Below are 21,832 nucleotides of genomic sequence, written 5' to 3' on the forward strand. Positions count from 1 at the left end.
CCCGCTCGACTACTGAAAAAGGATCGTCCTCATGCCCTTGACCGTACACCCGGCCGTCGTGCGCCGACAAGGATCTTCCGAGCCCATCCAGCCCGGACCGGGCCTAGCGCTGCCGGGCGCCGTTCACGGTGACGTCCACGTAGACCAGGCGGTGGTCGCTCGTGGGGAAGGGGAAGATGCCGGTCAGCTCCGAACCGGGCGTGCCCACCCGGGGCCAGAAGACGCCGGAGCCGGAGACACGCAGGCTGCGTGACGGGAGCACGTAGTCGGCGCGGATGTTGCCGGCACTGCGGTCCTCGAAGTCCGCCGTGTCGAACTGCGGGTCTCCGCGGTGGTCGGCATTCGCGCCGCCCTGCAGCGCGGACGCCTCGGTGGCGCCGTTCGAGGACGGCAACGGATCCTGGATCAGTCTGTTCCGGAGCAGCTGGTCGATGGACCCCGGCAGCGAGTCGCCGTCGAGCGGGTCGCTGTTCTGGTCCCCCATGATGACGAAGCGCTCCCCGCGCGGAAGGCCTCCTGCCACCCTGCGGTCGTCGTAGATGTAGGCCGCGCCCGCTCCGCCGGTCACGTAGTCGGACCAGAACCGGATCTCGTCGCTGTTGCGCTTGCCGTTGCGGTCCTCCTCGCCGTCGAACACAGGAGGCGTGGGATGGCTTGCGAGCACGTGGACCGTCCTGCCGCCGACCACGACCGGGATGTCCCAGTGGGACTTGCTGGACAGGGGCAGCACGGCGAGTTCGGCCGATGAGTACCAGTCCCCCGGCGTATCCGTGGCCGGGTTGTCGGGCAGCAGCGCCCCGGGCATGTCCTTCCACAGGAAGTCCTGGAAGGTGCGCACGGACTCCGTCTGGATGGGGTACCGGGAGTAGATGACCATGCCGTACTGGCCCTCGAACGTGCCGAAGCCGAGGGCGTCGCCCGCGCCGCCGGTCCCGCCGTCGTTGTCGAGGTCGAAACCGCTCGGAACTCCCGTATTGGACGGAGCGGTGTAGACGTACGGGTAGTCCACCGGGTCCTGCCGGTTCTGGCCGACCTGGAGGTAGTTCCGGTTGAACAGGTCGGCGGCCCTGTTGCCGGGCACGTAGTCGAACTCGTTGAGGAGGACGACGTCGGGCCGGTTGATCTGCACCACCTCGGCGATCGCACGCGCCTGGGCGTCGTTCGGCGTGCCGAGGTCCCGCACGAGGTCGCCGGGGGCCTGGCGATTGAGGCTTGCGTTGAAGGTGGCGAACCGGACACCCTGCTGGCCCTGCCCGCCATCCGGAAGCACGGTCCGGCTCTCCTCCGCGGGACGGGCGAGCGCGGCCGGCGCAGGGGCGAGAAGAAGGGAGACGGCCAGCACTGCGGCCGAGCATTGCGCCAGGACGCGCATGGTTCCCCCTCTCCCGGTTCGCGTGCCGTCCCGTCCAGGAGACGGCCGGCGACCACAGTGGTTCGCTTCGGTAACTTAACCCTAGCCGCGCAAGGTGCCCTGCAACCGGCTCGGAGGTAACGATTGAAGGTCGACAGGAACCCCCCGGTGCCGAGCCCCCGACCCCTCCCGGCAGGCTCCGACACGCTGCTCGGCTCTCTCGAATGCCTGTTCGAGACCGGCCACGGCTTCGGCATACCGCACCGGATCAGCCGGTTCCTCCCCGGAGGAGTGGGCGCCCGTGCCGCTTTCGGCCGCCGCGCGCAGGGCACGGACGACGGCTCGGCCCTCGGGCTGCCCGGAGTCGTGCATGGCCGGGTAGCGGATCGCCTTCCAGGGATCGAGTTCGTAGTCCGCCCACCGCCGGATGACCTCGTCGTGCCGCCGGCGCAGGTCCGCCCACACCGCCTCTCGCAAGGACTCCGCGACCGCCCGGCTCCGCCGGCCATGGCGCCACCAGGCCCAGCCGACGGCTGCGGCCGAGGAGACCAGGCCCACCACCAGCGCCAGGACGATGCCCGGCCCACCGGGCAACGCTGCGACGGACCCCGCTCCCGCGATGACGGCGGCTCCCCCGAACGCGATCCAGAAGTAGTCGTCCGCACCTCCCCTGCGGCGGGACGCCTCGTCGATACGCCAGCCCGCCAGCGCGGCGGCGCCCATCATGACGAGACAGGCGACCAGGCTTCCCGCGGTGCCGACAGCGTCCATGGATTCCCTCCCTGCTCGGCCGTGGTGCGCCTCCGGCGCCCTGTTCCAGCCGTCGAGTAGTTCCTCGTACAAGTCCAGACGAGCGGCGGCTGCCCGTCAATCCCCACTTCGCCCTGAGCACGCCCTGCCGCCGGCAGGAGTCCTGTGACAGGCTGGGCCAGGTTTTTTTCGTCGTCGTGCCCTCAGGCACCGGGAAGGAGTTGTCCGTGCCGCTGTGGCTGCAGGCATTCGGTTGGGGGGCGATCGCCGGAGGTGCCCTGCTCCTCGGCTCCGCCATCGCCTGGCGATGGAAGGTGCCGCCCCGCACCGTATCCTTCGTGATGGCCTTCGGCGCAGGGGTCCTCATCTCGGCACTCGCCTTCGAACTCGTCGCCGAGGCACAGGAGAGCGGAGGGCTCGCCCCGACGGCGCTCGGTTTCCTCGTCGGGGCCGTCACGTACGTCGGCGCGAACGCGGTCCTCGCACGCCAGGGCGCACAGCACCGCAAGCGGTCCGGCGCCCAGCAGCCGTCGGAGTCCGACGACGCCGGCAGCGGCAACGCGATCGCGCTCGGAGCACTGCTCGACGGCATCCCGGAATCGGTGGTCCTCGGTCTCGGACTCGTGGCGGGCGGGGCGGTCAACCCGGCCGTCCTCGTCGCGATCTGCATCTCGAACGTCCCCGAAGGGCTCTCGAGCACCGCGGGCATGAAGAACGCGGGGCGCAGCTCGCGCTACGTGTTCGGTCTGTGGGGCGGGATCGCGCTCGTCTCGGGCCTCGCGGCCCTCGCGGGGTACTCCCTGCTGGCAGGGGCCTCCGGCGTCACGGTCGCGATCATCACGGCGATCGCCGCCGGCGCGATCCTCGCGATGGTGGCGGACACCATGATCCCCGAGGCCTTCGAGAAGCAGCACATGCTGACCGGGCTCATCGCCGCCCTCGGCTTCCTCACGGCCTTCGTCGTCCACGAGGTCTCCGCCTAGGCCTCCGGACGAAAAAGGACCCCGGGACATCCCGGGGTCCTTCTTCGCCTGGTGGGCCCTGAGGGGCTCGAACCCTCGACCCACGGATTAAAAGTCCGTTGCTCTAGCCAACTGAGCTAAGGGCCCGCCACACCGCACCCGCAGCGAACCCGTGGATCCGTTGCCATGGAGCGATGACCCGCTTACTTTATCGCAATCACTCCCGCTCCGAGGACTGGCCCCGGGCCGCGCCTTCGGGCCTGAATTCCGCAGGAGTATCCTCGTTCCATGGACGGCGACTACACGAACAACAGCCCGCGGCCCCACAAGCCGAAGCCCTTCGCTCCTGCGGACTTCGAGGTCTTCGCGGGCGGGGTCGATCCCTCACGCGTGTCCGAGGCCGCCCACATGGCAGCGCATGCCCTGGTGCACCACGGGCGTGACGCGGAGGACCCGGACGTGACCCGCCGCCTCGTCGAACTCGCCGACCAGCAAGGCCTCGAGGCGATCGCGGAGATGTGGGCCGAGAGCCCCGCGCGCTCGCTGCCCGGAGCCCTCTGGCGCCTGTACGCGCTCAGGGCAGCGACCCAGCAGAACCCGGATCGCATCGCCGCCTACTTCGCCTCCGGGAAGGAGGTTGCCCAGGTGTCGAAGGTCGTGGCCGGGGTGGCCGAGCCGCCGGGAGCCACCGAGATGACCACGATGGCCGACACCATCCTGTCCGGCGCCTTCGAGGGGGACTTCGACGTCGCCCTCGAACGGTTCGCCGCGTTCTGCCGCGTCGTCGCGCTCGGACAGGCCAATCACGCCGACGACGCCGAACTCGCCAACGGCCCCCATGCCTCGAAGCTGACGCGCAATTCGCACCAGCTGATCAAGACCGCCGAAGACCTGGAGCACGCCGCGGCGTCCTGGCGGCGCGGAGAACTCGACTGACCAGCCCGCCGGCGCCGATGTTGACAGCGGCTCCGGGAAGGGCAAGACTTAAATCGGCGTCGGACCGTGGAACCCCCGGGCTTCAACACTCAGCCGCTCCGAGCGGCCTTCCGCCGAGAGGCGCTCCCGGTTCGACGCCACTACTTTGCCCTCCTGAACACAGCGCGGCTCCCGCCGGAGCGCTGACACCTCCATATCCTCCGAGGAAGACTCCGTGAAACTACGCCTCTTTCCTCAGGAGAACGCTGGGCTGGAACTGCTCTCCCGCATGGCACGGCAGCTCGTGCTCGGCGTCGGGACGATGTCCGCGATCCTCGGCGCATCCACGCAGGAGTACGACCGCCTCTCCGAGGAACTGCACCAGCACGAATCGGCGTCGACCGATCTGCACTTCGCGCTCCTGACCTCCATGCGCACGTCCTTCATCAACCCGCTCCCGCGCGAGGACCTCTACGTGCTGTCGCGCCTGCTCAACGAGGCCATCGAGAAGCTCGACGGCGCCGGGGAGCTCATCGCGCTGTACAAGCTGAGCAAGCTGAGCCAGCGGGCCGCCGACCAGCTCGAGGTGATCAACCGGCAGGCCGAGCTCACCGCCGTCGCCATGCAGAGGCTCAACTCCATGGAGGACCTCGAGGAGTACTGGATCGAGATCCTCCGCCTGGCCCGGCGGGCCGAGCGGACGCACCGCAGCTGGTGCGCCGAGCTCCTCAACGACCACAAGCCCCTCGTGTACGCGCGGCACCGCGACGTGGCGAACCAGCTGGTCGACGTCACCAAGGACATCCGGCGGGTCGCCACCCAGGTGGGCAGCATCCTCGTCAAGGAATCGTAGGTGGAGCCCCTCCTCCTCGGTGTGGTGATCGTCGCCGCCGGCGGCTTCGCCTTCCTCAACGGCTTCCACGACGTCTCGAACTCGGTCGCCACCGCGGTGCGGACGCGGGCGCTGACCCCGACCGTCGCCGTCCTGCTCGCGGCGCTCTTCAACCTCGTCGGGGCACTGCTCAGCACCTCGCTGGCATTGTTCTTCACGGACGCCGGGATCGGCCTGCCTCCCGGCTCGACGGGCCTCGGGATCCTCACGGCAGCCCTGCTGTCGGCGTGCATCTGGGGCCTCGTCACCTGGTACCGCGGCAAGCCGTCGTCGTCCACCCACGCGCTGCTCGGCGGCATCATCGGAGCCGGCGGAGCCTCGCAACTGACCAACGGCCCGGCCATGAGCGGCGCCGGGGAGACCGTGCTGCTGCAGATCGTGCTGCCCCTCGTGCTCTCACCGGTCGTGGCCTACCTCCTGGCGTACGCCGCCGTCTTCCCCGCCACCTGGCTGCTGCGCCACGGCTCGCCGGCGAAGGTCAACCGCGGGAACCGCATGGCGCAGTCGGTCCTCGCGGGCGCATTCGCCCTCGGGCACGGGCTCCAGGACGGCCAGCGCACCATGGCGGTCATGCTGCTCGCCCTGGTCGGCTCGGGCTACGCGACCGGCTCCGACATGCCCCTGTGGGTCCAGCTCTTCGCCGCCGTGCTGCTGACGGCCGGTTCGCTCTTCGGCGGGTGGCGCATCACGCACACGCTCGGCAACAGGCTGGTGCACATCGATCCGCTGCGTGGCATGACGGCCCAGGGCGTGAGCTCGGCGATGCTGTTCATCGGCGCCATATCACTGCACTTCCCGCTCTCGAGCACCCACACCATGACGTCCGCGATCGTCGGGGCCGGCGCCAACCAGCGCTTCGCCTCCGTCCAGCGGCCGCGCGTGGCGCGGATCGTCGCGATCTGGCTCGGGACGGCGCCGGTGACGGCGCTCATGGGTGCGGTGTTCTTCCTGGCGCTGAGCCCGCTCCTGTAGCCGCCACTTCACGCATTGCGGCTCCATCCCGCCGGAGCCGGCGCACGGCACCGGTGCACGCGTCCTCCAGCTGGAACGACGACGGCGGCCCCCTCGGGAGCCGCCGTCGTCATCAGGTCATCAGTACCGGATCTATCCGAAGCGACCCGAGACGTAGTCCTCTGTCGCCTTCACGGCGGGCTTGTTGAAGATGGTCGTGGTGTCGCCGTATTCGATGAGCTTGCCCGGCTTGCCCGTACCCGCGATGTTGAAGAACGCCGTCTTGTCCGAGACGCGCGCCGCCTGCTGCATGTTGTGCGTCACGATCACCACGGTGTACTCGGCCTTGAGCTCGTTGATGAGGTCCTCGATGGCCAGCGTGGAGATGGGGTCCAGGGCGGAGCACGGCTCGTCCATCAGGATCACCTGCGGCGATACGGCGATGGCGCGGGCGATGCACAGGCGCTGCTGCTGCCCGCCGGAGAGACCCGATCCCGGGCGTCCCAGGCGGTCCTTCACCTCGTTCCAGAGGTTGGCGCCCTGCAGGGACTTCTCGACGAGCGCATCGGCGTCGGACTTGCTCATGCGCTTGTTGTTGAGTTTCACGCCGGCCAGCACGTTGTCGCGGATGGACATCGTCGGGAACGGGTTGGGCCGCTGGAAGACCATGCCGATCTGGCCGCGCACGGTCACGGGGTCCACGGCGGTGTCGTACAGGTTGTCGCCGTCGAGCAGCACCTCTCCCTCGACGCGCGCGCCGGGAATGACCTCGTGCATGCGGTTGAGGGTGCGGAGGAACGTCGACTTGCCGCAGCCCGAGGGACCGATGAACGCCGTCACCGAGCGGGCTTCGATGTTGATGTTGACGTCCTCCACGGCAAGGAACTTGCTGTAGTAGACGTTCAGGTCCTTGACGTCGATTCGCTTGGACATTGCTTCCTTATCGGTAGTTACCGCGCGTGGTCAGCGGCTGGTCTTGGGGGCGAAGATGCGGGCGACGAAGCGGGCCACCAGGTTCAGCAGCATCACCATGAGGATCAGCAGGAGCGCTGCGGCCCAGGCGCGCTGGGTACTCGGATCCGGCGACGTCGGGGACGTCGGGGTGAGGATCTGGTAGTAGATGAAGGTGGGCAGCGTGCTCATCCAGCCACTGAAGACGTTCCAGTTGATGGAGCTCGCGAACCCTGCCGTCACCAGAATAGGCGCGGTCTCGCCGATGACGCGGGCGATCGAGAGGGTTACGCCAGAGGCGATACCGGAGATCGCCGTCGGGATGACCACGTTGGTGATGGTGCGCCATTTACGCACGCCCAGTGCGTAGGACGCCTCGCGGAGCTCGTTCGGCACGATCTTCAGCATCTCCTCGGTGGAACGCACCACCACGGGGATCATGAGGACGGAGAGGGCGACGGCGGCCACGAATCCCGTGCGGGTTCCCGGTCCGAACAGGAGCGAGAACAGGGCCGCGGCGAAGAGGCCGGCAACGATCGAGGGGATGCCCGTCATGACGTCCACGAAGAACGTGATGGCCTTGGTGAGGGTCTTGCCCGAGCCGTACTCGACCAGGTAGATCGCGGTGAGCAGGCCTATCGGCACCGAGATCAGCGTGGCCCAGAGCGTGATCTGGAGCGTGCCGAGCACTGCGTGGTACGCCCCGCCCAGGACGGGGGTGCCGTTCTCGATGGCCTGGTTGTCCACGGCGCCGGTCACGCCGTTCATCGAGGTGAAGAGGAAGTTGTAGCTGAGGCCCGGCACGCCGCGCTCCAGCACGGTCCAGATGACCGAGACCAGCGGGAGCAGGGCGATCAGGAAGGCGCCGTACACGAGGAACGTGACGAGCCGGTCCTTGGCCTTCCTCTCCCCTTCGGCGACGGCGGTGACGAGTGTCGCGGCGAGGACGAAGACGATCGCGGAGATGATCGCCCACCCGACGACGCTGAAGCCGATCAGGGACGCGAGCGCCGCTCCGAGGATGACGGAGGCCGCGAGGACGACCCACACGGCGTACGAGGGGAGGTGCCCGCGCGTGAGCTGGGACTGGCGACGCTGGAGCGTCTGGTTCGCTGCCATTAGTTAGCTCCCGAGAATTCTTTGTGCCGGGTGATGATGAAGCGGGCGATCATGTTGACGATCAGCGTGATGACGAAGAGCACGAGGCCCGCGGCGATCAGTTCGTTGAGCCGCAGGCCGAAGGCCTCCGGGAAGTTCAGGGCGATCTCGGCTGCGATGGTCTGGTTGCCCGACTTCACGAGGCTTGCGACGAGCGCACCCGGCGACAGGACGAGGGCCACGGCCATGGTCTCGCCCAGTGCGCGCCCGAGGCCGAGCATGGTCGCGCTGATGATCCCGGGGCGGGCGAAGGGCAGCACCGCCATGCGGACCATCTCCCACCGGGTGGCGCCCATGGCGAGCGCCGCCTCCTCGTGGAGATTGGGGGTCTGCAGGAAGATCTCCCTGCTGAGCGAGGTGATGATGGGGATGACCATGACGGCGAGGACGATACCCGCGGTGAGCATCGTCTTGCCGGTCTGGCTGGCGGGTCCGGCGAAGATCGGGATCCAGCCCAGGTTCTCGGCGAGCCAGGTGTAGGCCTTCGCGAGCTGGGGGGCGAGGACGATGTAGCCCCACGCGCCGTAGATGACGGACGGGATGGCCGCGAGCAGGTCGATCACGTAGCCGAAGGCCCGTGCGAACCGGCGGGGAGCGTAGTGCGAGATGAAGAGGGCGACGGCGATGCCGACCGGCGTCGCGATCAGCAGGGCGATCGCGGCGGCGACGACGGTGCCGATGACGATCGGCAGGATGTAGGCGGTGAACCCGTTGCCGCCGGTGACCTCGGTGGGATCGGCGGTGAAGGTGGGCGCAGCCTGCACGAGCAGGAACACTGCGACGCTGAAGAGCACTGCCAGGATCAGGACACCCGCGGTGAGGGAGATTCCGGAGAAGATCTTGTCGCCTGCGCGGCCTCGATCTGTCGACGCTTTCAGCGAGTTGGTTGACACGTCTTTGCCTTCCAGGCGGTCGATTTCAGGTGCAGTGCCGGCCCGGGTGCCGGGCCGAGAAGGGAAGGTCACTGCGGATTCCAGCCGTAAACGGCGGACGGTCCCGTCCGGTCTCCATTAGACCAGACGGGACCGGAGGGCCGTCGCTAGGAGGCGACCTTGATGGAGTCGATGGCCGTCTGGGCCTTCTCGCGGAGCGACTCGGACAGCGGAGCATTGCCGGCGGATGCCTCGGCTTCCGCCTGGCCGTCCTCGCTGACCACGTAGGAGCCGAACGCCTTCACGAGGTCGACGGTCTCCTGGCTGTCGTAGGTGGTGCAGTACACGTGGTAGCTGACCAGGACGACGGGGTAGGCGCCGGACTCGGTGGTGTCACGCTCGAGCTCGAGGGACATGTCCAGGTCGGGGCGGCCCTCGACCGGGGTGGCGACCTCGACGGCCTTGGCTGCGGCGTCGGAGCTGATCTCGGTGTACTCCTCGCCGACCTTGACCTTGGCCTTGCCGAGGTCTCCCACGGCCGAGGCGTCGGCGTAGGTGATGGCGCCGTCGGTCGAGGTGACGGTCTGGACGACACCCGAGGTGCCCTTGGCGTTCTCGGACTGCAGCTCGGCAGGCCAGGCGCCCGCGACCTCGTAGGTCCAGTCCGCGGGAGCCGCAGCGGCGAGGTAGTCGACGAAGTTCTCGGTGGTCCCGGACTCGTCGGAGCGGTGCACGACGGTGATCGGGGTGTCGGGGAGCTCGACGCCCTCGTTCTGGGCGGCGATCGCGGGATCGCTCCAGGTGGTGATCTCCTTCTTGAAGATCTTCGCGATGGTCGGGGCGTCGAGGTTCAGCTCCGTGACGTCGCCGAGATTGAACGCGATCGCGATGGGCGAGATGTAGGCCGGGATGTTCAGGGCCCCGTCCGGTCCGCAGACCTCGACGGCCTGGGTCATCTCTTCGTCCTTGAGGTGGGCGTCCGAGCCGGCGAACTGCGCACCGCCGCTCAGGAAGGCCTTGCGCCCGGCACCCGATCCGTCCGGGGAGTACTGAATCATCGCGTCCTGGTTGAGGGACTCGAATCCGGTCTTCCAGGCTTCCATCGCAGAGTTCTGCGAGGAGGCGCCGATACCGGTCAGGGTTCCCGTCACCGCGGAGGCCGCGGCCGAGGACGCGGGTCCCTCTGCGGCGGGCTCGCCGGTGGCGTTGTCGGAACCACATGCGGTCAGCGCCAGCGCGGCTACGGAGATAACTGCCGCAGCGCGGCCAAAGCGAAGAGCCTTCACTAGATTTTGCCCCTTCCAGGGATGTATTCATCGGTGCACGAGTGGCACTCGGTAGAGATGTACGCGTTCTTGTACATCCTCGAAGCTAGGCAGTGCAGGTAAAGAGACTGGCCAAGCCATATGAACGGAAGGTGAACAGCGCAGGTCCATTGCCCGGTGCGGCCGGTTCGCTCGGGCCGATGAGACGGAAGTCTCCTTCCTGCGCACCTCCTAGACTGGATGCATGCCGCCGCGCCAGGGAATCTCCGCCACCCTCGCGTTCCTGCGCAAGCGCTCGCGGATCGGCCTGAAGCGCAGCTCCAACTCTGTGGTCACCGCCCTCCAGATGACGGTCTGCGCCGTAGGTGCCTACGCCTTCGCGGAGGAAGTGCTCGGCCACAACGGCCCGCTGTTCGCCGCGACGTCGTCGATGATCTCGCTGGGCTTCTCGCGGGATCCGCGGCTCCGGCGCGTCCTCGAGGTGGCGATCGGCTGCACCCTCGGGATCTCGGTCGGTGATCTCCTCCTCACGTTCTTCGGCACCGGGCTCTGGCAGGCCGCCGTCGTGCTGTTCATCTCGATCCTGCTGGCCCGGTTCCTGGACAGCGGGACCATCTTCACCACGCAGCTCGGGCTGCAGTCGCTGCTCGTGGTGCTGCTCCCGGCGCCGGAGGGCGGACCGTTCACGCGCAGCGTCGACGCCATCGTGGGCGGCCTGTTCGCACTCGTGATCACCATGCTGCTGCCGCGGGATCCGCGCCGCGAGCCGAAGACGAACGTGCGGGGACTCCTGGAGGAGCTCTCCGGCGTTCTTCGGGACAGTGCCTCCGCCCTCCGGCAGAGCGATTCCACCCTGGCCTGGCACGCGCTCGTCCGGGCACGGAACTCCCAGTCCATGCTCGACGGCCTGACGGGCAGCATGAAGGCCGCCCAGGAGGTCGCCCGCATCTCCCCGGCCTACCGGCGCCACCGCGACGAGCTCGGGTCCCTGCGGAGCGCCATCGACTCGATCGACCTCGCCATCCGCAACAGCCGCGTGTTCTCGCGTCGCCTGGCGTCCGCCATCAACCATGCGGCGCTGACCGACGAGGCGATCGAGAGCCTCGGCCAGTCGCTCGAGGACACGGCCGACGCCGTCGACGTGCTCAGCCGAGCCCTGTCGGCAAGTGACTCCGCGGAGCGCCGCCTCAACCTCCGCGAGGCCCGCAACGACCTCGCGGCGGTGGCGACCGACCTCCATCCCGCGACCCTCAGGATCAGCCGCCTCGAGGGGGAAGGGCTCGTCCTGCTCCTGCGCCCGCTCGTCGTGGACCTGCTCGAGGCCACCGGCCTCTCGCACGAGGACGCCGCCGACTACCTCCCCCGGCTCTGACCGCAGGCACGCACCCTGCACACCGCGGGAACGCCTGGCCGTGTCTGTCGGTGGCCGCCGGTAGCCTGAAACCATGGCCACCAAGACCTCCCCTGCCGCCCGCGCGAGCCGCGGCAACACCCCCGGTTACCGCTGCGCGGAATGCGGGTGGACGACGGCGAAGTGGGTGGGCCGCTGCGGCGAGTGCCAGGCCTGGGGAAGCGTCGAGGAGACGGGGCAGGTCGTCGCGCGCACGACGGCCGCGACGGCGGTGACCACGCCCGCGCGAAGGATCGCCGAGGTCGACGCCACGCTGTCCGGGTTCCAGCCGACGAAGATCGACGAACTCGACCGCGTGCTCGGCGGAGGGCTGGTGCCGGGCGCCGTCATCCTGCTCGCCGGGGAGCCCGGCGTCGGCAAGTCCACGCTCCTGCTCGACGTCGCCGCGCGCGTCGCCCGGCTGGGCAAGGACGTCCTCTATGTCACGGGTGAGGAGTCCGCGGCACAGGTGAAGCTCCGGGCGGACCGGATCGACGCCGTCGCCGACTCGCTGTACCTCAGCGCGGAGACGGACCTCGGCCAGGCCCTCGGCCAGGTGGAGAAGATCGACCCGGCCCTGCTGATCGTCGACTCCGTGCAGACCCTCAGCAGCGCCGCGGTGGACGGCAGCGCCGGCGGGGTCACGCAGGTACGCGAGGTCGCAGCGTCGATCATCGGGGCCGCGAAGGCGAGGGGGATGACCACCCTGCTCGTCGGCCACGTCACCAAGGACGGTTCGATCGCCGGCCCGAGGCTCCTCGAGCACCTCGTCGACGTCGTCTGCCAGTTCGAGGGCGAGCGCCACTCGCGCCTGCGACTCCTGCGGGCCGTGAAGAACCGCTACGGCCCCACGGACGAGGTCGGCTGCTTCGACCTGACGGACGGCGGGATCGAGGGACTCGCCGACCCCAGCGGACTCTTCGTGTCGCGGACCAAGGACCCGGTGTCCGGCACGTGCATCACGGTGACCCTCGAGGGGCGCCGTCCCCTCCTCGCCGAGGTGCAGGCGCTGCTCGCCGAATCCCCCAACGCGCAGCCCCGGCGCGCCACGAGTGGCCTCGACAGCTCGCGCGTCGCCATGCTGCTGGCCGTGCTGCAGAGCCGCGCATCCGTCAGCCTGCACAAGGACGACAGCTACGTGGCCACGGTGGGCGGCGTCCGGCTGACCGAACCGGCCACGGACCTCGCCGTCGCCCTGGCCATCGCGTCCGCGAAGACGGACCACCCCCTGCCGGCCCGGCTCATCGCCTTCGGGGAGGTGGGCCTCGCGGGGGAGGTGCGCCCTGTCCCCGGTATCGGCCGCCGCATCCAGGAGGCGGAGCGGCTCGGCTTCACCCATGCGATCGTCCCCGCGTCGCCCGGCGGCACGGGCCCCGTCCCGAAGGGCTTCTCGGTCCGCGAAGTGTCGACCCTCGCGGAAGCGCTGGCACTCCTCTTCTAGGCCGCAGCCGCCGGCGGGAGGAGCGGACCCGCCGGTGCCGCACCGGTCTCGGGGCGGTCCGTGCGGGCAGGGTGTCACGGATCTGTTACAGCGCCCGGTATGGAGGAATTCGCGCGCGCCAGTAGTATTAGTTCGGCTGCGCGGGTACACCCGTAGCCACTGCCCGCCGTCGATGGTTCGACGGCGGCAGCCCGACTGCGCCGGGCCTTCGACAGCGCGGGCGGTGAAAGGATAGGCCCATGGTTCGTAGTCCGGAGGACTCGCTCAAAGCCACCCTCGCCAGAGTAGCCCCTGGAACCCACCTGCGTGACGGTCTTGAGCGAATCCTGAGGGGACGGACCGGAGCGCTGATCGTCCTCGGCTTCGATCGCACCGTGGACTCGATCTGCTCCGGCGGCTTCGACATCGGCATCGAGTTCTCCCCGACGCGCCTGCGCGAACTGGCGAAGATGGACGGCGCCATCGTCTGTGACAAGGATGCGAGCCGGATCCTCCGCGCAGCCGTCCAGCTCGTGCCCGACCACACCATCGAGACGCAGGAATCCGGTACGCGCCACCGCACGGCGGAGCGCGTGGCCAAGCAGACCGGCCTCCCCGTGATCAGCGTCAGCCAGTCCATGCAGATCATCGCCCTCTATATCGACGGCATCCGCCATGTCCTCGAGGGCTCCGAGCCGGTCCTCGCCCGTGCCAACCAGGCACTGGCCACCCTCGAGCGCTACCGTGCGCGGCTCGACCAGGTCACGAACTCACTCTCCGCACTCGAGATCGAGGCGATGGTCACCGTGCGCGATGTCGCCGTCACCCTGCAGCGCCAGGAGATGGTGCGACGGATCTCGGAGGAGATCTCGCAGTACGTGCTCGAACTCGGCGTCGACGGCCGCCTCCTCTCCCTGCAGGTGGAGGAACTGACCACGGGCCTCGGACCGGGCAGCGAGATGGTGCTGCGCGACTACATGGACCTCGGCTCCAGCACGGCGCCGGTCGAGGAACGGGTCGCCACCCTGCAGGGCTTCAGCTCGACGGACCTGATCGACCTCGGCACCATCGCGAGCGTGCTGGGCTTCAACCCCTCGATCGACTCGCTCGAGGCCGTCATCCAGCCGAAGGGCTACCGGCTGCTCTCCGGCATCAAGGCCGTACCGCCGGCCGTGGCGAACCGCCTCGTGGACCATTTCGACGGACTGCAGAACCTCATGGCCGCGAACATCGAGGACCTCATGGCCGTGGACGGCATCGGCGAGCAGCGCGCACGGACCGTCCGCGAGGGCCTCTCGCGGATCGCAGAGACGAGTCTCCTCGACCGCTTCATGTAGCAGCGGCCGCCCGCCCGGGCGCCGGGCGGCAGCACCCGCCGGTGCGCGCGACCGCGGGGGCCCGCCACCTCGCAACGAGCTATTGGAGTTCGAACTCCACGGGTGTGCTGCTCCGGGCACCGAGCCGCGTGGTGAGCGTGTAGCTGCCGGCGCCGGGCACCTCGTCCACCAGGGTGCATCCCGGCACCGAGCGGTCCCGTGACCATTCGAAGGTCGCCCGTTCCTCACCGCCGGGCTCGATGGTCCGCTCGAGGTCCTGGGACGCCTGCTGGCAGTCCGTCGAGGAGAAGACGCGTTCGTCGGCACTGGTCAGGACGAACTCCATCTGGGACGTGCCGACGTTCACGGTGCACGGCGCGCTTCCGCCGTTGCGCACCACGAGGGACAGGACGGGGTTCTCGGCGGGCCCGTAGCTCTGCTTGTCCGTCTCCGCAGCGACCGTGACTGCGGCGGAATCGCAGGTGTCGGACGAGGGTCGGGCCGTCGCCGTGGACGACGCCGTGGCGGACGGGGTCGCGCTGGGCGACGCCGTGGCGGACGGCGTCGCGCGTGATGCCGTACTCGTCGGAGCAGGGCTGGGTGTCGGAGCAGGATCCCCTGTGGCCGGTCCCGCAGATGCTGGGGACGTGGACGAGCCCACGGCCCCACCGTCCGCGTCTCGGCCGAGCATCCCTGCGAGGGCCATCCCTCCGGCCACGAGCACGGCGATGACGAGGAGGGCCAGGATGGTCACCATCAACCGGCGCCGACGGTATACCGCGGGACCGGGGCCCCGCCTGCCGCCTGCCTGCCTGTGCGTGCCGTGACCACCCGTCGATGCCATCCATCAATGCTAGGGAGGCGCCGGTGCATTCCGCCTGCCACCACGCCGGTGGATAGAGTATTCACGATTATGATCCAGGAGCACCCCATGAACCCCGGCAACGGAAGCACCGGCGCTCCCGCGCGCCCTGCCGGCGCTGCCGGCCGAGCCACCCCGGCCCCGGAGAGCCTCCACGAGCGCGTGGTGCACTGGTTCGGGGAGGCGGCGCGTGACCTGCCGTGGAGGGAGCCTTCATGCTCGCCGTGGGGCATCCTCGTGAGCGAGGTGATGCTGCAGCAGACTCCCGTGGTGCGGGTCCTGCCGGTCTGGCGTGAGTGGCTCGAGCGCTGGCCCTCCCCCGCCCAGCTCGCCGCTGAACCGTCGGGCGCCGCCGTCCGGCACTGGGGTCGCCTCGGGTATCCGCGCCGCGCGCTGCGCCTCCACGCCGCGGCGACGGCCATCGTCGCGGACCACGGTGGCGCCGTCCCGGCGACGCACGACGAACTCCTGTCCCTGCCCGGTGTCGGCACCTATACGGCCGCTGCGGTCGCGGCGTTCGCCTTCGGCAGGCGGGAGACCGTCGTCGACACCAATATCCGCCGGGTCCACGCACGGCTCTTCGGAGGCAGCGCGCTGCCCGCTCCGGCGCTGACGGCCGCCGAGATGAGGCGGGCCGTCGCGCTCCTGCCTGCCGACGATGCACTGTCCGTCCGCTGGAATGCCGCGGTGATGGAACTGGGTGCTGTCATCTGCACAGCCCGGGCGCCGCTGTGCGATGCCTGCCCCGTCCGGGACGCATGCGCCTGGGTGGCAGCGGGGCGTCCGGCTCCCGAGTACGTGCCGAAGGGCCAGTCCTGGGCCGGGACGGACCGGCAGGTGCGCGGCGCGATCGTGGCCGTCCTGCGGGACGCCGATCACCCGGTGCCGCGGGCCCTGCTCATGGAGGCGCCCGTGGACCTGAGGATGGACGGACCGGCGACGGCCCTCTCGGCACCGGCCGGGCGACCGGCTGCGCTCGGCACCCTGCACGGACTGCGCGCACCGGGCGAGCAACTCGAACGAGCCCTCGCCGGCCTGCTCGCGGACGGGCTCGCGGAGGAGACCGAAAGAGGGATCCGGCTGCCCGGTTAGCAGTCGCGTGCGGTCGGCAGCGGGTCAGGAAGGCTCGCCGAACCCCGATTCGACCGCCTGCCCGACGAAGTCCACCGCCGCCTGCGCATCCGGGCCGCTGGCTTCGACGGTGACGGTCTTCCCCTGTCCCAGTCCGAGACTCATCAGGAGCATCACCGATTTGCCGTCGACGCCGTTGACCGTCACCTCGACGTCCAGCTCCGTGAGCCCCGTCGCCAGCGCGGCAGCGGGGCGGGCATGCAGGCCCATCTGGTTCGGCAGGGTCCAGGAGCCACTCACGGTGGGCGCGCCCTGCGAGGAGGATGCCGGAGCGGCATCACCGTGCCCGGGTGCGGCTGCGGCGTGGGAGACGAAGGGTTCCAGGTCCTCGGGCCGGATGGAGACGACGGCGCCTTCGGCCGCGCGGACCACCTCGTCGAGGGAGGAACCGCCCTGGGCCTGGACGGCCGCGGCAACAGCTCCCTCCACGAGTGCCGCCTGAGCGAGCCGCACGGACTCCCGGGCCTCGGGATCGAGGAACTCGAGAACCATCTCCGCGGTCATGACGGCGGAGCCGAGGTCGGTGAGGACCACGACGCCGTCGCCGCCGGAGGCGCGCTCGATCCCGGCCTGCACGAGGTCGAAACTCGTGCCGATGCGGGCGGGGCCGGCGCCGTCGCCGGTTCCCCCGGCCGCGACGAGCACGACGTCGGGCGCCATCTGCGCTGCGAGCTCCACGACGCCTTCCGCGATCTTCGCGCTGTGGGAGACGATGACCAGGCCGACGCTCATGCGACGACTCCTCCGGCGGTCTCCGCCGCCGCCTGCAGGATCAGGGCCGACGACACCGCTCCAGGGTCCTGGTGGCCTGCGCTGCGCTCACCGAGGTAGCTCGCCCTGCCCTTGCGGGCGATCAGGGGCTCTGTCCCCACTGCTCCGGCATGGGCGGCATTGGCCGCTGCTGCGAGCACTTCCGGGGCGGTGGCCCCGGCCTGCGCGGCGGTCTCGGCCGACTCGGTGGCGGGTGTCCAGGCATCGACCATGGTCTTGTCCCCGACCTCGGCCTTGCCACGTGCGACGATGCCGTCGCGTGCGGCCCTGATCATGCCGGCGGCCGCCAGCGGGTCGATCTCTCCGGCGTCCCCGAGGGAGGTCGCGGCGCGCAGGAAGGCCGTGCCGTACAGCGGGCCCGCGGCTCCACCGACGGTGGACATCAGGGTCATCGCGACCTGCTTGAGGACCGCCGCGGGCGTGACGGGCACGTCGCCCGCATCGAGTTTCGCGACGACGGCGCTGAAGCCGCGGTCGAGGTTCTCGCCGTGGTCCGCGTCGCCGATGGCGCGGTCGAGGTCGATCAGGAGGGCGCGGTTCTCGGCGACGACGCGGGCCGTCTCATGGATCCACCGGAGGGCCCACTGCGTATCGAGGGTGCTCGCCATCCTCAGACCCCCCAGCGCAGGGCCGCAGTGTGGACGGGTGAGTCCCAGAGGTCGAGCATCTCGTCGTCGACCCGCAGGATGGTCAGCGACGCCCCCTGCATCTCGAGGGCCGTGATGTAGTTGCCCACGAGTGACCGCTCGATCCTCACGCCGAGGCCTTCGAGCAGCTGGGCGACCTTCCGGAACACGATGTACAGCTCGCTGGCGGGCGTTCCGCCCATGCCGTTGACCATGACGAGCGTGCGGTCGCCGGAGGTGAGCCTGAGGTCCGCGACGATGGGGTCGAGGAGGCGTTGCGTGATGCCGTCGGCGTCCTCCATGGCGATCCGGTGCCGGCCCGGCTCGCCGTGGATGCCGATGCCGATCTCGATCTCGTCCTCCGCGAGGTCGAAGCTGGGGACCCCGGCGTGGGGGACGGTGCAGGCGGCGAGGGCTACGCCCATCGAGCGGACACCGTCCACGACGCGCTGCGCCACGTTCGCGACGCCGTCCAGGTCGTCGCCGCGTTCGGCCGCGGCGCCGGCGATGCGCTCCACGAAGACCGTCCCGCCGACGCCGCGGCGCCCTGCGGTGTACAGCGAGTCCTCGACGGCGACGTCGTCGTCCACGAGCACCGAGCGCACGGTGACACCCTCGGCCTCGGCCATCTCCCCCGCCGTCTCGAAGTTGAGGACGTCGCCGGTGTAGTTCTTGATGATGTGCAGGACGCCCGCGCCGCCGTCGACGGCGATGGTGGCGGGGATGATCTGGTCCGGTGTCGGCGAGGTGAAGACGGCGCCCGGCACCGCGGCGTCGAGCATCCCCCGCCCCACGAAGCCCGCGTGGAGCGGTTCGTGGCCGCTTCCGCCCCCGGAGACGATTCCCACCTTGCCCTGGACGGGGGCGTCCCTGCGGGTGATGAAGAGGGGGTCCGGATGGACGGTCACGAGGTCTGCGTGGGCGATGCCGAATCCTTCGACGGATTCGTCGACCACGGCCCTGGGGTCATTGATGAGCTTCTTCACGGCGGCTGCTCCTTGCCTGGGACGGACATTCTGACAGCCTGCAGCCCGTCTTCAGTGGACCGCCCCGGCCACTGGAAACGTTACCGCCCGTTCCTGCCCCTGCCTATAGCCCGCCCTGAGCCGTGGACCGTCCCGGGGGCCGAACGCCTGAGGGAGGGGCCCGAAACCGGGCGCCCTCCCTCAGGTGGCCATGCCGCCCGCTGCGCGGGTCGGCCTGTGCCGTATCAGTCGCGCTTGAAGGCGTCCTTGACGTTCTCGCCGGCATCCTTGAGGCTCGACGTCGCCTGGTCCTTGTGGCCCTCGGCCTCCAGGTTCTCGTTCCCGGTGGCCTTGCCGAGGCCTTCCTTGACCTTGCCGCCCAGGCCTTCGCCCTTGTTCCCGATCTTGTCATCCAGTCCCATGATTCGGACCTCCTTCAGTTCGGTGTACAGCCGCCGGTTCCGGTGGCCTGCCAGCATCCCCGAGGAAATGCTAAGCACTCTTACCTTATCCTCGTCGGTCGGCAGAACGCCAGCCGACCGCCCTTACAGCTGCCGGATCATGCGGGTGTTGCCGAGGGTGTTGGGCTTGACGCGAGCGAGGTCGAGGAACTCGGCGACGCCCTCGTCATGCGACCGCAGGAGCTCGGAGTAGATCTGGGGGTCGACGGCGGACTGGTCGGCCATGACCTCGAAGCCGTGGCGCCGGAAGAACTCCACCTCGAAGGTCAGGCAGAACACCCGGCTCACCCCGAAGCCGCGGGCCTCCTGCAGGAGTTCCTCGACGAGGGCGTGTCCCACGCCCCGCCCGCGGGCGGCGGCCGACGTCGCCAGGGTGCGCACCTCGGCGAGGTCCTCCCACATGATGTGCAGCGCCCCGCACCCGAGCACCTCACCGTCGTCGGACTCCGCGATGCGGAATTCGGGCAGTCCCTCGTAGTAGGCGACGGTCTCCTTCGCCATCAGGATGCGCTCCTCGGCGAGCGGCTCGACGAGCGCCTTGATGGCGGGGACGTCCGCGGTGCGGGCGGGGCGGATGGTGAAGGACGCGGTCATTCACCCCACTCTACTGAGCCCCGCCCTGCAGCAGGGCCGGCCGATGGGCCCCGGCCGGCCCTGCTGCCACCACGCGGAACCTACAGGCCGAGCTCGGGGGGCAGTTCGCGCTCCTCGCCCAGGACGTGCGAGGCAAGGAACGCCTCGACCACGCCGTACCAGATCCGGGCGTGCTGGGGCTTGAGGATCCAGTGGTTCTCGTCGGGGAAGTAGAGGAACCGGTGTGGTGTCCGGCCGTCCGCGTCCGCCGGCAGCTGCGACTTCGACAGCAGCTCGTACCAGAGCCGCAGGCCCTCCCCGATCGGGACCCGGTAGTCCTTGTCCCCGTGGATGACGAGCATCGGCGTGCTGATCTTCTCCACGTGGTGGTGCGGGGAGTTCTCCTCCCGGGCTTCGGGCGTCATCTCCCGCTCCCAGTAGAAGGCGGCATCGGTCGTGGGGCCTAACTGGTCCAGCGCCCACAGGCTCGCATGCGTCACGATCGCGGTGAAGCGGTCCGTGTGGCCGGCGATCCAGTTCGCCATGTAGCCGCCGAAGCTGCCTCCCATCGCGGCCACGCGGTCCCCGTCGATGTCGTCGCGGGCCACGAGGCTGTCCGTCGCGGCCATGAGGTCCGTGTAGGGGGCCTCGCCCCACCGGCCCCACCCACGATCCACCATGTGCTGGCCGTAGCCCGTGGACAGCGCGGGGTCGGGCAGCAGGACAGCGTACCCGCGAGCGGCCAGGACCCAGGGGGACCAGCGCCAGGTCCAGGCGTTCCAGGATCCGATGGGGCCGCCGTGGATCCACAGCAGGGCGGGGACGGGGGCCTCGGCGGAGGCACCCCCGGGAAGCACGAGCCACGACTTCACGGGCTGCCCGTCCTCGCCGACGGATTCGATGCGCTCGAGCGTACCGGGCAGCTCGGGGCGCTCCGCCGGGTTGGGCAGGCGCTCGGCCTCACCGGAGGCGAGGTCGATACGGACGACCTCCGCAGGGAAGAGGTACGAGCTGCGGAGCGCATAGGCCGTCGTGCCGTCCGGGGACACCTGGACGTCGGAATACGCCGCCGCGTCCTGTGTCACGCGTCGCACCGAACCCGTCGCGACGTCGATCACGAAGACCGGGGCGGCGCCGTCGTCATCGGCGGTGACCACGAGGGCGGAGCTGTCGGGCAGCCAGGCGGCGGGGGCGGGCCAGCGGTCCCACTCGGCAGCCAGGGGCACCGGCTCGCCGCCGTCCAGGGGAAGCAGCAGCAGGCTGGTGTGCGGCGCGAGTTCGGCTGTGGTGCGCCGATCCCGGACCACCACGAGATAGCGGCCGTCGGGGCTGACGGGTCCGGGCGAGTAGTCGTTCTCCCGGTCGTCGAGCAGGACGGTGAGTTCCTTCGTCGCCACGTCCACGCGGACGAGCAGGGAGCGCTGGGAACCGCGCTCCTCGGGGACGGTCAGGGAGGAGAAGAGCACTGATCCGTCGGGAGCCAGCACGGGATGGGCATCCCGGAGGCCTCCCTCCGCCGATGGGATCAGGTCGTCCAGCGATGGCCCGGCGTCGTCCCCGAGGTCCTGCAGCCCGAAATACCGCGGCTCGTCCGGACCGAGGTCCGCGTCCCAGTAGCGGACGGGATAGCCCGAGTGCAGGACGGCGGCGACGCCGGCCTCCTTGCGCGCCTTGCGGCGCTCGGCGTCGTCCTCCTCGTTCGCGGAGCCGGCGAGCGCGTTCCCCGTCACGACGACGACGTCCGCCGCAGCCGCCGTCGACACCCCGGCCACGGCGCCCTCGCGCGTCAGCAGCAGCGAAGCCTCCCCGCCGGTCGCCGGGAGCCGCCACAGCGCCGCACGCTTCTCGCCCTCGGCGTCGTCCGGGTCGGGACGCGCTGACGTGAAGAGGAGGTCGCCGCTCGACAGGAAGGCGGCTCCGGACTCACCGGCGGAGCTGCGCGTCAGCCGGCGCGCAGGCCCTCCTCCCGTGGGGTCCAGCTCCCAGAGGGCTGTCTGGTACGCCGTCTTCTTGGGGTTCGGAGTAGCGACGGACGTGACGAGGCGCGTGCCCTGGCGATTGAGGGCGAGCCCGCTCAGGCGGGGCAGTGCGACGAAGTCGTCGAGCGACGAGAAGGGAGTGGTCATGGATCATCTCTATCACCGCCTGTGGCCGGGCTCACAGGAGTTCACTCAGGGGAGAATCTCGTTGCTGCGGGCACTCAATCCACGCCGAGCACGATCACACCGCCCGAACACACCGCACGATCGC

21 protein-coding genes and 1 tRNA gene are annotated in these 21,832 nt (G+C 69.9%); 8 read left to right on the forward strand and 14 right to left on the reverse strand.

What is annotated here, in order from left to right; translation table 11 throughout:
• Positions 1–103: 103 nt before the first annotated feature.
• Together ACIQCY_RS07805 and ACIQCY_RS07810 are read right to left on the reverse strand one after the other, a co-directional pair.
• On the reverse strand, positions 104–1,372 hold the full coding sequence (locus ACIQCY_RS07805) for an endonuclease/exonuclease/phosphatase family protein (protein ID WP_400483334.1): 1,269 nt from the start codon (positions 1,370–1,372) through the stop codon (positions 104–106).
• An 81-nt stretch (positions 1,373–1,453) separates the two neighbouring features.
• Positions 1,454–2,122 (reverse strand): hypothetical protein, encoded by a 669-nt coding sequence (locus ACIQCY_RS07810; protein ID WP_400483335.1) that lies wholly within the window; start codon positions 2,120–2,122, stop codon positions 1,454–1,456.
• Positions 2,123–2,328: 206 nt separating this feature from the next.
• Between ACIQCY_RS07810 and ACIQCY_RS07815 the strand changes: the two genes are divergently transcribed.
• On the forward strand, positions 2,329–3,084 hold the full coding sequence (locus ACIQCY_RS07815; protein ID WP_400483336.1) for a ZIP family metal transporter: 756 nt from the start codon (positions 2,329–2,331) through the stop codon (positions 3,082–3,084).
• Between the two features lie 49 nt (positions 3,085–3,133).
• On the opposite strand, the gene ACIQCY_RS07820 is transcribed toward ACIQCY_RS07815, so the two are convergent.
• Positions 3,134–3,210, reverse strand: a tRNA-Lys gene (locus ACIQCY_RS07820).
• Between the two features lie 141 nt (positions 3,211–3,351).
• Here ACIQCY_RS07820 and ACIQCY_RS07825 point away from each other — a divergent pair.
• The 3 genes from ACIQCY_RS07825 to ACIQCY_RS07835 all read left to right on the forward strand — a co-directional run bounded on the left by ACIQCY_RS07825 (position 3,352) and on the right by ACIQCY_RS07835 (position 5,842).
• Positions 3,352–3,999 carry a hypothetical protein gene (locus ACIQCY_RS07825; protein WP_400483337.1) on the forward strand — a complete coding sequence of 216 codons (648 nt, stop codon included), beginning with the start codon at positions 3,352–3,354 and terminating at the stop codon, positions 3,997–3,999.
• Positions 4,000–4,213: 214 nt separating this feature from the next.
• Positions 4,214–4,831 (forward strand): DUF47 domain-containing protein, encoded by a 618-nt coding sequence (locus tag ACIQCY_RS07830; protein WP_400483338.1) that lies wholly within the window; start codon positions 4,214–4,216, stop codon positions 4,829–4,831.
• Positions 4,832–5,842 (forward strand): anion permease, encoded by a 1,011-nt coding sequence (locus ACIQCY_RS07835; protein WP_400483339.1) that lies wholly within the window; start codon positions 4,832–4,834, stop codon positions 5,840–5,842.
• Between the two features lie 132 nt (positions 5,843–5,974).
• On the opposite strand, the gene pstB is transcribed toward ACIQCY_RS07835, so the two are convergent.
• The 4 genes from pstB to ACIQCY_RS07855 all read right to left on the reverse strand — a co-directional run bounded on the left by pstB (position 5,975) and on the right by ACIQCY_RS07855 (position 10,088).
• Positions 5,975–6,754 carry a phosphate ABC transporter ATP-binding protein PstB gene (gene pstB / locus ACIQCY_RS07840; protein WP_400483340.1) on the reverse strand — a complete coding sequence of 260 codons (780 nt, stop codon included), beginning with the start codon at positions 6,752–6,754 and terminating at the stop codon, positions 5,975–5,977.
• A 30-nt stretch (positions 6,755–6,784) separates the two neighbouring features.
• Positions 6,785–7,891, reverse strand: coding sequence for a phosphate ABC transporter permease PstA (gene pstA / locus ACIQCY_RS07845; RefSeq protein ID WP_400483341.1), 1,107 nt, complete (start codon positions 7,889–7,891; stop codon positions 6,785–6,787).
• Entirely contained in the window at positions 7,891–8,823 is a 933-nt protein-coding gene (gene pstC, locus ACIQCY_RS07850; protein WP_400483342.1) for a phosphate ABC transporter permease subunit PstC, read from the reverse strand. The genes pstA and pstC overlap by 1 nt, the downstream gene beginning before the upstream one ends.
• A 146-nt stretch (positions 8,824–8,969) precedes the next feature.
• Positions 8,970–10,088, reverse strand: a complete 1,119-nt coding sequence (locus ACIQCY_RS07855; RefSeq protein WP_400483343.1) for a phosphate ABC transporter substrate-binding protein PstS — start codon at positions 10,086–10,088, stop codon at positions 8,970–8,972.
• Positions 10,089–10,311: 223 nt separating this feature from the next.
• Here ACIQCY_RS07855 and ACIQCY_RS07860 point away from each other — a divergent pair, with 223 nt between their 5' ends.
• From ACIQCY_RS07860 to disA, 3 genes are all read left to right on the forward strand, one after another.
• A complete protein-coding gene (locus ACIQCY_RS07860) occupies positions 10,312–11,439 on the forward strand; it encodes an aromatic acid exporter family protein (RefSeq protein ID WP_400483344.1) in 1,128 nt (375 codons plus the stop codon).
• A 73-nt stretch (positions 11,440–11,512) separates the two neighbouring features.
• Positions 11,513–12,898 (forward strand): DNA repair protein RadA, encoded by a 1,386-nt coding sequence (gene radA, locus ACIQCY_RS07865; protein WP_400483345.1) that lies wholly within the window; start codon positions 11,513–11,515, stop codon positions 12,896–12,898.
• Between the two features lie 239 nt (positions 12,899–13,137).
• Positions 13,138–14,214, forward strand: coding sequence for a DNA integrity scanning diadenylate cyclase DisA (gene disA, locus ACIQCY_RS07870; RefSeq protein WP_400483346.1), 1,077 nt, complete (start codon positions 13,138–13,140; stop codon positions 14,212–14,214).
• Positions 14,215–14,293: 79 nt separating this feature from the next.
• Here disA and ACIQCY_RS07875 read toward each other — a convergent pair whose 3' ends face one another.
• Positions 14,294–15,037, reverse strand: coding sequence for a hypothetical protein (locus ACIQCY_RS07875; RefSeq protein WP_400483347.1), 744 nt, complete (start codon positions 15,035–15,037; stop codon positions 14,294–14,296).
• An 87-nt stretch (positions 15,038–15,124) separates the two neighbouring features.
• Here ACIQCY_RS07875 and ACIQCY_RS07880 point away from each other — a divergent pair, with 87 nt between their 5' ends.
• On the forward strand, positions 15,125–16,147 hold the full coding sequence (locus ACIQCY_RS07880; RefSeq protein ID WP_400483348.1) for an A/G-specific adenine glycosylase: 1,023 nt from the start codon (positions 15,125–15,127) through the stop codon (positions 16,145–16,147).
• 24 nt (positions 16,148–16,171) lie between these two features.
• Here the strand turns inward: ACIQCY_RS07880 and dhaM are convergent, their stop codons facing one another.
• The 6 genes from dhaM to ACIQCY_RS07910 form a co-directional block, all read right to left on the reverse strand.
• Positions 16,172–16,918 (reverse strand): dihydroxyacetone kinase phosphoryl donor subunit DhaM, encoded by a 747-nt coding sequence (gene dhaM, locus ACIQCY_RS07885; protein WP_400483349.1) that lies wholly within the window; start codon positions 16,916–16,918, stop codon positions 16,172–16,174.
• Positions 16,915–17,565, reverse strand: a complete 651-nt coding sequence (gene dhaL / locus ACIQCY_RS07890) for a dihydroxyacetone kinase subunit DhaL (protein ID WP_400483350.1) — start codon at positions 17,563–17,565, stop codon at positions 16,915–16,917. The genes dhaM and dhaL overlap by 4 nt, the downstream gene beginning before the upstream one ends.
• A 2-nt stretch (positions 17,566–17,567) precedes the next feature.
• A complete protein-coding gene (gene dhaK, locus ACIQCY_RS07895) occupies positions 17,568–18,569 on the reverse strand; it encodes a dihydroxyacetone kinase subunit DhaK (protein ID WP_400483351.1) in 1,002 nt (333 codons plus the stop codon).
• A gap of 224 nt (positions 18,570–18,793) precedes the next feature.
• A complete protein-coding gene (locus ACIQCY_RS07900) occupies positions 18,794–18,970 on the reverse strand; it encodes a CsbD family protein (protein WP_400483352.1) in 177 nt (58 codons plus the stop codon).
• Positions 18,971–19,093: 123 nt separating this feature from the next.
• Entirely contained in the window at positions 19,094–19,603 is a 510-nt protein-coding gene (locus ACIQCY_RS07905) for an amino-acid N-acetyltransferase (protein WP_400483353.1), read from the reverse strand.
• An 80-nt stretch (positions 19,604–19,683) separates the two neighbouring features.
• The gene (locus ACIQCY_RS07910; RefSeq protein ID WP_400483354.1) at positions 19,684–21,708 is read right to left on the reverse strand and encodes a prolyl oligopeptidase family serine peptidase; all 2,025 of its coding nucleotides are present in this window, start codon (positions 21,706–21,708) and stop codon (positions 19,684–19,686) included.
• Positions 21,709–21,832: the final 124 nt, after the last annotated feature.

The sequence above is a fragment of the Arthrobacter sp. NPDC092385 genome, assembly GCF_044755105.1.
Lineage (GTDB): Bacteria > Actinomycetota > Actinomycetes > Actinomycetales > Micrococcaceae > Arthrobacter_D.

Bases quoted from the DNA above. Each gene is read 5' to 3' on its own strand.
- ACIQCY_RS07805 (WP_400483334.1), bottom strand. From the start codon at position 1,372: ATGCGCGTCCTGGCGCAATGCTCGGCCGCAGTGCTGGCCGTCTCCCTT.
- ACIQCY_RS07810 (WP_400483335.1), bottom strand. From the start codon at position 2,122: ATGGACGCTGTCGGCACCGCGGGAAGCCTGGTCGCCTGTCTCGTCATG.
- ACIQCY_RS07825 (WP_400483337.1), top strand. From the start codon at position 3,352: ATGGACGGCGACTACACGAACAACAGCCCGCGGCCCCACAAGCCGAAG.
- pstB (WP_400483340.1), bottom strand. From the start codon at position 6,754: ATGTCCAAGCGAATCGACGTCAAGGACCTGAACGTCTACTACAGCAAG.
- pstA (WP_400483341.1), bottom strand. From the start codon at position 7,891: ATGGCAGCGAACCAGACGCTCCAGCGTCGCCAGTCCCAGCTCACGCGC.
- ACIQCY_RS07860 (WP_400483344.1), top strand. From the start codon at position 10,312: ATGCCGCCGCGCCAGGGAATCTCCGCCACCCTCGCGTTCCTGCGCAAG.
- radA (WP_400483345.1), top strand. From the start codon at position 11,513: ATGGCCACCAAGACCTCCCCTGCCGCCCGCGCGAGCCGCGGCAACACC.
- disA (WP_400483346.1), top strand. From the start codon at position 13,138: ATGGTTCGTAGTCCGGAGGACTCGCTCAAAGCCACCCTCGCCAGAGTA.
- ACIQCY_RS07875 (WP_400483347.1), bottom strand. From the start codon at position 15,037: ATGGCATCGACGGGTGGTCACGGCACGCACAGGCAGGCAGGCGGCAGG.
- ACIQCY_RS07880 (WP_400483348.1), top strand. From the start codon at position 15,125: ATGAACCCCGGCAACGGAAGCACCGGCGCTCCCGCGCGCCCTGCCGGC.
- dhaM (WP_400483349.1), bottom strand. From the start codon at position 16,918: ATGAGCGTCGGCCTGGTCATCGTCTCCCACAGCGCGAAGATCGCGGAA.
- dhaL (WP_400483350.1), bottom strand. From the start codon at position 17,565: ATGGCGAGCACCCTCGATACGCAGTGGGCCCTCCGGTGGATCCATGAG.
- ACIQCY_RS07900 (WP_400483352.1), bottom strand. From the start codon at position 18,970: ATGGGACTGGATGACAAGATCGGGAACAAGGGCGAAGGCCTGGGCGGC.
- ACIQCY_RS07905 (WP_400483353.1), bottom strand. From the start codon at position 19,603: ATGACCGCGTCCTTCACCATCCGCCCCGCCCGCACCGCGGACGTCCCC.
- ACIQCY_RS07910 (WP_400483354.1), bottom strand. From the start codon at position 21,708: ATGACCACTCCCTTCTCGTCGCTCGACGACTTCGTCGCACTGCCCCGC.